The organism is Enterococcus raffinosus (assembly GCF_001886185.1).
GTDB lineage: Bacteria > Bacillota > Bacilli > Lactobacillales > Enterococcaceae > Enterococcus_A > Enterococcus_A raffinosus.
Map to the genome: position 1 here is coordinate 1 of NZ_JXLA01000064.1, position 11486 is coordinate 11486.

Consider the following 11486-nt stretch of genomic DNA (forward strand, 5'->3'; position numbering starts at 1 on the left):
TTTTTGTATGTCTTGTTTTTCCTCGATGGTGCAATGAACGGATCAGGCCTTTATTGCCGTGTGAGAGGGGTTCTGTATCGAAAAGATCATTGCAAATTGCACGGTAGATCGTGATAAAACTAATTGAAAAGTCCATATGTTCATGCTTCAAACGATTCGAGATTTTCTCTGGCGACCACTGAAAATCGACAAATAAATGACGAACAATTGACCAAACTCACGGATCATTTAGAATGTGATAACGTCCGCATTTTTTTCTTCGATAAGCATAATTTTTTTCCGCTTTGGAAGGTGATTAGTTTTTTTCTTGTTTCTTCTCAGTTCATGTAAAATAGTAAACGGGCTATGCTGAATGTCGTTGCCAATTATACTAATAGAAAATCCTTCTTCGTGAAGCAGAAAGATTCTTTCTCGTTAGAGTATAGTAAGATGACGATACTGGCTCATAATTATTTTCCTTCTAGGAGTGTTCTCGACAAACTTATACTAGTTGGATATCGATTATGAGTCATTTTTATGTGTTGCACTTAAAGTGTAAATTCAAGGTATAGAAAGAGGTTCCCTATGAAAAAAATACCTATTACAATCCTAACTGGCTATCTTGGTTCAGGAAAAACGATACTTCTAAATCATATTCTGTACGGTGATCACGGAAAGGAAATTGCTGTCATTGTAAATGACATAGGGGAAGTAAATGTTGATGGGGTATTAGTCGACAAGAAAGGTTTTAAAAGAACTGGAGAAAAACTTGTTTCGATGCCGAATGGATGCATTTGTTGTACATTACGCGAAGATTTGATTGTTGAACTAGATCAATTAGTGCAATTTTCTGACTTGAATCAAATTGTTATTGAAGCTTCAGGAATCAGCAAACCAATTCCAATTATTCAAGCAATTATATTAGCTAAAAACCCTTTAGACATTGATTTGACCCAACGATTAGAGATTGGTTCCATTATTATAGTAGTGGATGTAAAACGTTTTTGGGATAATTTCGAAACGGGTGAAAAGATTCAGGAAAGAAAAGCTGAAGGTAATGTAGTTGAAGAAGAACAGGATATTCGTGGCTTGTTAATTGATCAATTCGAGTGTTGTAACATATTACTTTTAAATAATAGTGACTTAGTGTCAACCAAGACGATTTACAAAATTAACGGTCTAATTGCTAAGTTACAGTCCAATGCCAAAATAATTAGGACAATTAAAGGTGAAGTAGACTTATCGAAAATTCTAAATACAAATCTTTTTAATATAGATGAGACTTCCTATTCAGTGGGATGGTTCAAAGAGTTAGAGCTTGGCTATCAAAATCATATTCCTGAAACAGAAGAATATGGTATCTCAAGTTTTATCTATCGAAATCGGTTACTCCTTGACGCACAAAAATTTGCCCATCTTACGGATAAAAATTTTCCTGGCAATATTACAAGAGCAAAAAGGTTTCTTTGGTTTGCCCAACATAGTGATTTTTCGACGATCTTTGAAACATCGGGTAGCCATAAAAGTATTGAATCATTAAATTATTGGGTAGCTAGTTTACCTAAAATTGAGTGTCAAATGATTATACAAAAAAATCCCGAATTGAAGGAAGCCTGGCATCCGTTGTTTGGTGAACGCATTAATAAACTAGTTTTTATTGGTATGAAGATGGATCAACAATGTATTAAGGAACAACTTGAGGGTTGTTTAACTGATTCTCTTAATGCAGATAATTTCCGAAAAATTTCACCATTTCCATGGAAAAAGTCTAATATGTTTAGCCAGATATCGTTAATGAAATTTTTAAGAAAAGCTGGTGTCAAGATAGGCGATGTCATAATTATTGGCATTTTGATTATTACCTCTTTTATTCCCTTATTTGTATTCTCTATAGAAAAGGAGAATGAAACAACTGAAGATGCTATCAAATATGCCATCGTTCGAATTGATGGCAAGGAAATGGATCGCTTCGATTTGGATAAGATCAATCATAAACTCGTGAATTATCATCCTGCGAAGGGACAATATAATATTGTTGAGATTAAAGATGGAAGAATTCGAGTTAAAGAAGATAATAGTCCTGATCAAATCGCGGTTAGAACTGGATGGATCTCAAAACCCGGTCAAACGAGTATTTGTTTACCCCATAAGTTAGTTATTAGTATTGAGAAAAAAGAAAGCACAGATTACTACATTTACTAATCTGGAAATAGATGAGGAGGTTTTTAATAAGAAAAAGATATTATTACCAATAATAGCAGGGGCTTTATTAAGTGTGTTAAGCGCTTGTGGACAAGAAAAAGAAGCGGTGACAACAGGCACAAGTATCTTTAACGGGACCTGCAATGGTTTAGTTAACAGTCGGTTAGATTACTTATTTTCTTTGCTTCAAATTGTCAAGGAGTCATCATAAATTTTGTATGGATTCTTTTGTTTGGGTAGTAGTCTTCTAAATAATCTTGGATTAACACCTTCATCTCTATTTTACTTTTATATTTGTTGGAGTCGATTAATTCTCATTTGATTGATCGATGAAACGCTTCAATTACTGCATTGTCAACAGGAGTCCCAGTTTGGCTCATTGAATGTGTGATGTGGTGGTCGGTCAACAGCTCTTGATAAATAAAAGACCGATGCTGGCTACCTCTATCGGAATGAATTACCGTAGGCAATTCTCCTTAATAAATTTGTAATGGACGGACGACAATCTCTTTTTTCATGTGTGAATCCCCCATATAGTAACGTAGAATACGAGTTGCTAAGTCAATATAGGTGGACAAATAGAGGCGACCGTCATTACATGGAATGTAAGTAATATCCGTCACCCAAACAGCATCAATTTGGTTCTGTTCAAATTATCGATTCAACATTTTTTTACCATTTCTTTGATTGTTTTTTCTCTACCATGAGAAGATTTGCGTCGATGAAATCCTCTTGTGCATAAATTCATTTCACGCATAAGAACAGCTACAACACGTTTATTGATTTCGATTCCTTCATCGTAAAGTTTTTGAGTGATCCCTGGAGATCCGTATCGATCTTTGTGTTCGTAGAACACTCGTCTTCCTCTTTTAGTCGTTTATTTTCCTGTTCAAGAATGTAGAAATCTGCTTTATCAGGTAATCTTTTTCCTTGTCCAGCAAAAGCATTTTTCCCGTATCGACGATATTCTGAAACCCATCGGGAAATTGTTGGACGAGAGATATTGTATTCTTCAGCAATTTTCTTGGTAGTTACTTTTTTCTCAAGGATATCCTGTGAAATCTTTAGTTTAAATTTACGATCATACGTTTTTCTCAATAGAGTTCATTCCTTCCGGTAACGTAACTGATAGTCAAGAAAAGTGTATCATAGCCCAACTTAGTATCAGGGTTCGTCAACTAAACTGTGGAAGTTGATAGATAAGAGTTTTTAACAACCAAAATTCTCTTGACTATTTTTGAAATCAGACAAATTTTGATTGGACACATAGTTGAATAAATCTACCGTCGTTACGGAAGGTAAATCGCATGCTTTTCAATTCTAGAGGAGAAGTCCTCGTTGAAGTACCATAGCCCAGTTCTGGATTCGACCTCCTGCCCACTTCGTACGTAAATAAAGTAATTTTAGGAGTGAGACTGTGACAAAAGTTATTTTTAAGCTAAAAACGAATTAAAAAACGTTGATAATTAAAATCATTCGTTTTGGATTCTATGAATCATTATAGAACGCTGTAAAATCGATACTTTATAATTATAAAGAAGATGGCTTCAAATTTATTGTTCGAAATTTGAAACTATCTTTTTACTTATGTCACAGACTCCCTTAGTTGAGTTATTCTTTAATTTCGAATTTCGAGATAGCTAGATATATTGCAAGCATACATTCTTGATAACAATCTTGATCATATTTTCCAGTTCTCCAGGATTGCTTATGGACCAAAGCGCTAAATCTTTTGAGAATGGCCACAACTGCTTCTTCATTTCCATTCTTTGCTAAAATGAAATCTTCTTTTAAAGTATTCATAAATTTACCTTCTTCCCATGAACTTATAATCTATTTATTTTTTTGGGAAGGAGGAGGACGAGCAAAGAAGCATACAAAATTAGTTATTATGCAGATATTAAACCAGCATTTTTTGAATTTTTTTGTAAAGTCGATGTTTTAAATTTGTCGCACCCTGTCTTGTAATACCCAGAACCTTTCCAATTTCTTTATCAGTTTTATTAAAGATAAATTTTTCGATAAGAAAAATTTGTTCAGGTTCTTTCAACAAGGGAAGGATTTTTGCTAATTTTATATCTTCAACAAGGAGAGTCACATTTAAAACATTAATCGGCTGTTTAAATTTTATAGTATCTTTAGTAAACAAATATGGTGGGAGTTGATCAAGTTGTTCATGTTTTTGAATTTCTTCTTGTTTTTTATAATAAGTATTAGCGGTGTTCAAAATGACCTTTTCAAAGAATCGAATCAACTGGGCATTTACGCGTTCGTCGTTATCTGACATATTGCACACCTCCTCCATTAAGATTTAAAGGGAAAAGAGGCAAAAAACACGAAAAGAAGCTAATGCAATTATGCTGCGCTGCGAATAACTTCTATAAGCTCACATGCATTGATAGGACTGCTGATGTTTATTTTCAAAAATGTTTTTTTAGTTGATAATGGATAGTTATCTTTATACTTAGAAAAGAAAATTCATATATCTTCTTAAATATCAAACATGTCCTTATGGCTAAGAAAATGTCTTGAGCTTTTTACGTATAATAAATCTTTTCTAAAACCTCCTTTTGGATAATATTCTTATTCGTGTATAGATTGTATTTTTTATTTCTTCCCCCTTCATAATTAACAACTAGAAAAGAGTTCGAATAGACACGTATTTGAACGAAAATTTTTATTGGATTCCCAAATTGGAATATTTAGAAACGAAAAATTCCTATTATCTGTATAGTGCTTAGATAATAACGGATCATAATAATTATTGTCTTTGAACTAGATATATGTAAATAGTATTCATCATGATGAAAAATGATGAGTTCTCGGTGATAAAATGTACTTTTTACGGTGTAATATACATGAAAGCGATAAGTGGATATTTTATAATGAAGTAAATTAGCTTATTTTGACAGAGGAATAGTATTTTAGATAACGTATAAAATACTATTTAATGATGTAGAAAGGAAAGAGAGAAACAAAAGTGTTTTCAGATAAAGAAGTCTTATTAAAGTCTCTTCATGTTTGTTTAAAGTTACCTATCGTGGTTTTTAATTCCGAATTCAGTATTATAAAAGAGTATCGCTCAGATAGAACTACTTATTTTTTTTATGATTATAAAAAGTTACTAACTGATAATATTAAAAAAACTAAAGATTTCCATTTCTTTACTGGTGATTTTAATGAGATGTTTCTTCTATACATGTTTAAAACCAGATATTACTTATTTGGTCCATTTAGAGGAAATAATATCGATAAAGACTTTTTTAAACTAAAAATGAACAATTTAAATGTTACATCAGCTGATAGGGAGCATCTCTATGATTCATTGCAAAGCCTAACATTGTATTCTTTAGGTGACATTCGAGATATTTTGATTTTAGTTCACTATTTTTTTACTGGAAAAATAGAAGATCTATTTCATGAACCGTTAATTGAATATACAAGAAATATAAGTAAAACTGTCGAACGAATCAAAATAGATGATTTGATATCACAAAATTATGATCCAGAAATATATCTGTTTCTTTATGAGAACAAAATATTGGAATATGTTAAAGAGGGAGACATTAGAAATCTGGAAAACATGGTTTTTAATTTGAGTAATGGAATAGTTCCGAGTGTTAGTGGAGATACGCTTCGTTCTGAAAAAAATTATTCTATTATTATTTTTGAAAAACTGGCACGAACTGCTATTACGTTAGGAATGGATATAATAGAGGCGTATCAAAGCAGAGATGTTTTTATACGAGAAAACGAATTAGCTGTATCATTACCTGAAGTCTTAAAAATTAGGGATTCTGGAATAGTTTACTATACCAAAGAAATTGGAAAAACTAAGATAGAGTCGCTTTCTCCTTTTATTTCTTCCGTCGTTCAATTCATCGGCCTAAATATTTATAAAAAAATTACTGTAAAGGAAATAGCTAATTATTTTTCCGTAAGTGAAACTAAATTAAGAGAAAGCTTTAAGAATGAAATGCATATTACTATTTATAATTATATTTCTAAACGCAAAGTTTCTGCGGCTAAGATAATGTTGAAATCAAACTATACAATCAGTGAAGTTTCTTTAGGTTTAGGATTTTCAGATTCTTCACACTTTTCAAGAGTATTTAAGAAGTACGTAGGTGTATCTCCTAAGCAATATCAATTAGGTTTAGTGGATAGCTTTAGCACTAGTAACTGAGAGACTTTATTTTATTGTGAGACTATATCATTTACGTAGTTTGGGGGAGTTGATGGAATTGGATTTTGACAAAAATTTTTTTTGGGAGATTCCTGACTTGAGTTGTTTTGTAGAATCTGAACGTTTAAGTAATGGGAATAATAGTGCGTTAACAGAACATGACAGAGTAGTAATTAATAAAGTAAAAAGTTTATGTGAAGAAGCTAGAGAATCTATCAGTTGTATTGATGGCAATAATTTTAAGGAAACATTGTTTAAGCTGATTAAGATAGATAGTAAAATATCAACTTATTTATTATTTTTAATACATGATGAATTTATGAATTATCAAGAATTGGATCCGATAGTTGAAAAAACGAGTTTGGAAGATTATTACGAGGGACTAACTTTTCCAGAAAAGTTAGATAGTTACAAGTTAATAGACTATAAGTATTCAAGTGAAAGTAGTTGATTATTCGTACAAAATATCAGACTCTAGAATATAAACAATTATAAAGATAAAAAAGTTAAGGTATCAAAAGTATTTTGCTCTAAATATACTCGTCTTTAAGCAAAAAATATGGAGAAAAGGTAGAGATTCCTATTGATTCAGGCCTAACATTCCCTTTATTGGGAAGTGTAACTACTTTTTGATACAAAATAAAAGGAATAATTATTGTTACTGCATTAACTGGAAGGTTTGTATCTTTTTTAGAGGAAAACTGTGGTTAACGAAGAGAGTTAATTATTTTGTAGAATATATCACTGAGTGGTATGCAACATTTGAATAAACGGAAAGAAGTTGATACTTATGGAAGTAAATAATTTTATTGAGCTTGAAAGAGCCTTGGCAAATCAAGAACCGATTATTTTGTTGAAACGAAGTATAATAGCTACTCATAGCATTATTTTACCTCCTCATACAAAACTTCAAGGGATCGTACAAGAAAACGGTTCTTTGCCGCTTTTAATGTTCGAACATTCTGATGGAGTTGGAGTTACGGTAGAAAATCATATTAGTGATTTAAATATTCAAGCTCCAACTCAACTAAAGTCGATTTTTAATGCAGGATACAATGAAAATTTAGGACATTTTGAATTTAAGAATTTAAAATTAGGTGGACAGTTTTCATTTATTATGAGAAAAGAAAGCAAAGTTGCTGATTTAAATCTAGATTCTATTCACATTTTGAGTGCGGATACACGAGGGTATTTAGAACAACCACAAAAGTACGGTGTGAATGTTTTACAAGGTGCTTTAACTGTCTATAATTTTAATCCGGATGCCAATAGCCTTATTAATTTAAAAGCTACTAATATTTCAGTTGGCCAGTTAGACAATCCGGTAACAGGTTCTGGTATTTTTATTGCAGGGTTTGGAGATACTGGTGGACGTGTAAAAGTTGAAAAGCTTCAAACAGCCACTGTTTATAGTACGGGACGCATTCCCTTTGGTGTATCAGATGTAATTACTGCAGCAGTTTTTATTGTGAATGGAGTGCACGCAAAACAAGTTATTCATTTAGGAGAAACCGTTACCTATGGAGTCAACGACATGGTTTTAGATGCTTGGGGAGAAGTTGACCACTGGTTAGTTCGAGATCAAGTGATTTCATATGGTCCATCTGGAATAGGTTTCGTAAATTTTGGGGTAGTGAAATATTTTGAGTCTCATGCCCCGATTGAAACATATGGATTGGGTGCCCGAGGCTATAATCAATACGATGGTACTTTGGAGAAGGGGCTATTTCAGACTATTCGTACTTATGGAGATGGATCTGTTGGCGTTCAAATTTCTAAACGTGTTGGTTCGATTACAATTAAAGGTGGCATACAGACTCAAGGGGGTGTCGGAAACTCCCTGGTTAAAGGAGTAAACATAGAGTTACCGGCATATGCTTTAAGTGTGAAATCTGGTGGTGAGATAAAGAATCTTAATATAATTGGTGATGTGAGTACCGCAGGTAATGAAGTTGCAACGGTTCAAGTAGAGGCTGGTGGCATTATTGAACAATTAAATATTACTGGTGAAATTGAAGCTATGGGTAATAATAGTCAGCCTTATGATATAACTGATAGTGATTTATTTAAACGCTTCATTCAATAATTGAGTTGTGATATTTTTGATTTATCTACGTTTTTGATTCTTTACGAATAACTTTTTTTCTGTATGAAATCTGGAGAGTTTTATTAATTGTTCAGTCAATGAAATACTTATTCTTGTATTTCTGATTTTGGTGATAGATATGGAAAAAGTTTTAAAAAAATTAAAAATCTGAGATTATATCTTGATTGTAGCTTGTATTGTATTATCCTTGGTTCCGTTGTTTATTTTTTCAGTGGTTGAGTTTGATGCGTCAGAATCTGCGACAAGATTTGCAGTTATTCGAATAAATGGTGAAGAAGTTGATAAAGTTGACCTCGATAATACTGATCATTGGGTAAAAATGTATCATCCTGCGAAAGGAAAATATAATATAGTTGAAGAGAAAAATGGAAAAATAAGAGTTAAAGAAGATAATAGTCCTGATCAGATTGCTGTTAAAACAGGTTGGATAAGTAAAGTCGGACAAACGTCTATTTGCCTTCCACATAGACTAGTTATTGAAATAATTTCAAAAAATGGTGATTTTGATAGTGAGTATCTAATTTATTAACGCAGCCTTTCATATATAAAGCTTTATTAATGCCAGTATAGATGTTGTAAATTGAATTTTGATTAACAAGCGTTATCTTGGGACTTTCCTCATTCAATTAAAGTAAACATAACTAGAAAAATCACTTTAATACTTTAATTTAAGTGAAATTTTTATTCTTACAAGTGTTTCTGAATATCTGAAGCAAAGGGGTGAAATTAGTATGGGTTTGATTTGGTCATTAATTGTAGGAGGCGTAATTGGAGCAATTGCTGGAGCTCTCACAAATAAGGGTGATTCTATGGGGATCATCGCCAATGTGGCAGCAGGTCTCGTAGGTTCAGCGATTGGCCAGTCGCTGTTAGGTCATTGGGGTCCAACATTGGCAGGAATGGCAATTATTCCATCAATTGTTGGCGCAGTTATCTTGGTAGCGGTGGTGTCCTTCTTTTTCGGGCGCCGGGCTTAGTTGACCTGATATCATGAAAAAGAGGTGACGACATGCGAAAAAGCACGAAAGCCTTGTTCATCATCGCCTTGGTGCTGCTGGCAATTCCGCTGTTTTATACCTTAGTAGCCAATCAGTTCGTCGCAGCCAGGTTACCTGCGCTGCTGCCACTGACTGATTATCCACTAGTAGGGAGTTACATGCCGCAGCTGCTATTTTGGGTTAGTGTCGGCTTTTTGATATTGGCAGTAGTGGGAATCATCGTGATTTTGTTGTTCCCTAGTCAGTCTTCTGCTTTTCATATCGAAAAGGATTCTGGCAATATGACAATCCAAAAGCGCGCGCTAGAAAGTTATGTATTGGAGACAGTAAAAGAAGAGCCCTTTATACGGGACCCTTCTGTCAGCATCAAAGTAAAGAAGGAAACGATTGATGTGTTGATAACAGGCAAGATGCGCAAGGTATTTTTACTGACTGACAAGCAAGACCAGTTGGCTAGTGCCATCAAGCATAATCTGGCAATGCTAGTGGGACCGAACATGAAAATAGAAACCAATGTCAGATTCAAGGATTATCAAAAAAGAGAACCTGCAGGAACGTCTCGAGTAGAGTAAGGAGGAGGACCGATGAAAGAGATATGGGAAGCGTATAAAATTCCAATCATTTTCGCCGGAGCCGGTCTATTGTTGGCCATTCTCCTTATTACGATTGGATTTTTAAAGACGTTGCTATTATTAGTATTTACGTGTTTAGGAGCCTACTTAGGCTTTTACTTGCTGGGAATCGGTTTTTTCGACCGTTTTACCATGCGAAGGTAAAGTAAGAATCAAAATCAGGAGGGAATTTCAATGGAAAAAGACATGTCAATGCAACCGGGAAAACTTGAAAAGAACGTGAACGATCCTGTCGGCAAACCACCTAAGCCACCAGTTCCCAACCAAGGAATCAAGGGAGATTTGACCTTTGACGACAAGGTCATTCAAAAAATTGTAGGAATCGCGTTGGAAGAAATCGATGGTCTGTTGACTGTCGATGGCGGCTTCTTCTCAAATTTGGCGGGTAAAATTGTCAACACTGATGATGTAACTTCCGGTATTGATGTGGAAGTAGGTAAAAAACAAGTAGCAGTTGATTTGGATATTGTGGCTGAATACGGCAAGGATATTACAAACATCTACGACCGCATCAAAGAAGTGGTTAGTCGTGAAGTTCGCAACATGACCGGCTTAGATGTCATCGAGGTTAATGTCAACGTAGTGGATGTTAAAACGAAAAAAGAACAAGAGGACGATTCAGTAACCTTACAAGATCGAGTTTCCAGTGCTGCTGAAAGTACCGGTGAATTTGCATCCAAACAGACTGAAAAAGCAAAAAATGCCCTTTCAAAAGGTGGCGAAAAGATCAGCGAGAAGACAGATGATCTGAAAGACACAATCAAAGATGGACAAGAACCAAGAGTTGAATAACAAGGAGGAATTTAAAGTGGTAGAAAAAAATGAGATTAAAGGAAAAGCTAACGAACTCAAAGGAAAAATCACTGGTGATGACTCAGACGAATTAAAGGGAAAAGCCCAACAAGGACTTGGAAAAGCGAAAGAAAAAGTAAAAGAAGTTGCAGATGATGTCTCTAAAAAAGTGAATCACATTGTTGATGATTTAAAGAGTGAAAAGTAGTAGAAATTGATTTTGTCAATGTTTTTCTGATGTTATCTAATTTTGTTGATATTTTCATTGGGGCGATTACAGCACCATATGTTTATGATAAGATAGATGAGGAAAAAGCTATTAAATCAAAGATTTTTTCTAGTGAAAAAGGTGTAGTAATTGTCAAAAAGATTAACAAATATACAAATTTAGGTTAACTGAAAAAGGTGATAAAATGAAGAGAGAATTAGAATGAATGATATAACACTCCGTTTAATTTTAAAGTGGTAATTAGCAAAGTAACCCGGCCACCCGTGAGAAAAAGGCTCTTTGTCAAATCGTGTTGTTTTCAGGCTCTTCGTCAATAAGTGTTGGTGAAGAAATTCGGCTCTTTGTCAAATAGGACTGATAG

Annotated in this window: 16 protein-coding genes; 10 read left to right on the forward strand and 6 right to left on the reverse strand. The window is 33.8% G+C overall.

The features are described from left to right. Window positions 1-228: 228 nt before the first annotated feature. Window positions 229-405 (reverse strand): helix-turn-helix domain-containing protein, encoded by a 177-nt coding sequence (locus tag RV13_RS19550; protein ID WP_229223949.1) that lies wholly within the window; start codon window positions 403-405, stop codon window positions 229-231. Window positions 406-564: 159 nt separating this feature from the next. Between RV13_RS19550 and RV13_RS19555 the strand changes: the two genes are divergently transcribed. Continuing rightward, complete coding sequence (locus tag RV13_RS19555) at window positions 565-2181, forward strand: GTP-binding protein (RefSeq protein ID WP_002302415.1); 1617 nt, start codon at window positions 565-567, stop codon at window positions 2179-2181. Window positions 2182-2495: 314 nt separating this feature from the next. Here the strand turns inward: RV13_RS19555 and RV13_RS19565 are convergent, their stop codons facing one another. The 5 genes from RV13_RS19565 to RV13_RS19585 form a co-directional block, all read right to left on the reverse strand. Further along, window positions 2496-2651 (reverse strand): DDE-type integrase/transposase/recombinase, encoded by a 156-nt coding sequence (locus RV13_RS19565; RefSeq protein WP_002348988.1) that lies wholly within the window; start codon window positions 2649-2651, stop codon window positions 2496-2498. Window positions 2652-2842: 191 nt separating this feature from the next. After that, window positions 2843-3037, reverse strand: coding sequence for an IS3 family transposase (locus RV13_RS21715; protein WP_002297332.1), 195 nt, complete (start codon window positions 3035-3037; stop codon window positions 2843-2845). Continuing rightward, window positions 2947-3279: a helix-turn-helix domain-containing protein gene (locus RV13_RS19575; protein WP_002311665.1), complete on the reverse strand. Its 333-nt coding sequence runs from the start codon at window positions 3277-3279 to the stop codon at window positions 2947-2949. Before RV13_RS19575 ends, RV13_RS21715 begins: the two co-directional genes overlap by 91 nt. Window positions 3280-3792: 513 nt before the next feature. Further along, entirely contained in the window at window positions 3793-3984 is a 192-nt protein-coding gene (locus tag RV13_RS19580; protein ID WP_002302418.1) for a helix-turn-helix domain-containing protein, read from the reverse strand. Window positions 3985-4081: 97 nt separating this feature from the next. Further along, a complete protein-coding gene (locus tag RV13_RS19585; protein ID WP_002302419.1) occupies window positions 4082-4468 on the reverse strand; it encodes a sigma-70 RNA polymerase sigma factor region 4 domain-containing protein in 387 nt (128 codons plus the stop codon). Between the two features lie 693 nt (window positions 4469-5161). Here RV13_RS19585 and RV13_RS19590 point away from each other — a divergent pair. From RV13_RS19590 to RV13_RS19630, 9 genes are all read left to right on the forward strand, one after another. Further along, entirely contained in the window at window positions 5162-6367 is a 1206-nt protein-coding gene (locus RV13_RS19590) for a YSIRK-targeted surface antigen transcriptional regulator (RefSeq protein ID WP_002302421.1), read from the forward strand. Between the two features lie 16 nt (window positions 6368-6383). Next, window positions 6384-6818, forward strand: coding sequence for a hypothetical protein (locus tag RV13_RS19595; protein ID WP_025481306.1), 435 nt, complete (start codon window positions 6384-6386; stop codon window positions 6816-6818). Between the two features lie 339 nt (window positions 6819-7157). Then, window positions 7158-8453: a hypothetical protein gene (locus RV13_RS19600; protein ID WP_002302425.1), complete on the forward strand. Its 1296-nt coding sequence runs from the start codon at window positions 7158-7160 to the stop codon at window positions 8451-8453. A 181-nt stretch (window positions 8454-8634) separates the two neighbouring features. After that, window positions 8635-9003, forward strand: a complete 369-nt coding sequence (locus RV13_RS19605; RefSeq protein WP_002302427.1) for a NusG domain II-containing protein — start codon at window positions 8635-8637, stop codon at window positions 9001-9003. Window positions 9004-9205: 202 nt separating this feature from the next. Next, window positions 9206-9451, forward strand: coding sequence for a GlsB/YeaQ/YmgE family stress response membrane protein (locus RV13_RS19610; RefSeq protein WP_002302429.1), 246 nt, complete (start codon window positions 9206-9208; stop codon window positions 9449-9451). Between the two features lie 32 nt (window positions 9452-9483). Further along, window positions 9484-10044: an alkaline shock response membrane anchor protein AmaP gene (gene amaP / locus RV13_RS19615; protein ID WP_002302431.1), complete on the forward strand. Its 561-nt coding sequence runs from the start codon at window positions 9484-9486 to the stop codon at window positions 10042-10044. Window positions 10045-10056: 12 nt separating this feature from the next. Continuing rightward, entirely contained in the window at window positions 10057-10248 is a 192-nt protein-coding gene (locus RV13_RS19620) for a DUF2273 domain-containing protein (RefSeq protein WP_010730999.1), read from the forward strand. Between the two features lie 30 nt (window positions 10249-10278). Beyond that, window positions 10279-10896: an Asp23/Gls24 family envelope stress response protein gene (locus RV13_RS19625; protein ID WP_002302433.1), complete on the forward strand. Its 618-nt coding sequence runs from the start codon at window positions 10279-10281 to the stop codon at window positions 10894-10896. Between the two features lie 16 nt (window positions 10897-10912). Next, complete coding sequence (locus RV13_RS19630) at window positions 10913-11104, forward strand: CsbD family protein (protein WP_002302435.1); 192 nt, start codon at window positions 10913-10915, stop codon at window positions 11102-11104. Window positions 11105-11486: the final 382 nt, after the last annotated feature.

Bases quoted from the DNA above. Each gene is read 5' to 3' on its own strand.
- RV13_RS19610 (WP_002302429.1), top strand. From the start codon at position 9,206: ATGGGTTTGATTTGGTCATTAATTGTAGGAGGCGTAATTGGAGCAATT.
- RV13_RS19620 (WP_010730999.1), top strand. From the start codon at position 10,057: ATGAAAGAGATATGGGAAGCGTATAAAATTCCAATCATTTTCGCCGGA.
- RV13_RS19580 (WP_002302418.1), bottom strand. From the start codon at position 3,984: ATGAATACTTTAAAAGAAGATTTCATTTTAGCAAAGAATGGAAATGAA.
- RV13_RS19625 (WP_002302433.1), top strand. From the start codon at position 10,279: ATGGAAAAAGACATGTCAATGCAACCGGGAAAACTTGAAAAGAACGTG.
- RV13_RS19555 (WP_002302415.1), top strand. From the start codon at position 565: ATGAAAAAAATACCTATTACAATCCTAACTGGCTATCTTGGTTCAGGA.
- RV13_RS19585 (WP_002302419.1), bottom strand. From the start codon at position 4,468: ATGTCAGATAACGACGAACGCGTAAATGCCCAGTTGATTCGATTCTTT.
- amaP (WP_002302431.1), top strand. From the start codon at position 9,484: ATGCGAAAAAGCACGAAAGCCTTGTTCATCATCGCCTTGGTGCTGCTG.
- RV13_RS19600 (WP_002302425.1), top strand. From the start codon at position 7,158: ATGGAAGTAAATAATTTTATTGAGCTTGAAAGAGCCTTGGCAAATCAA.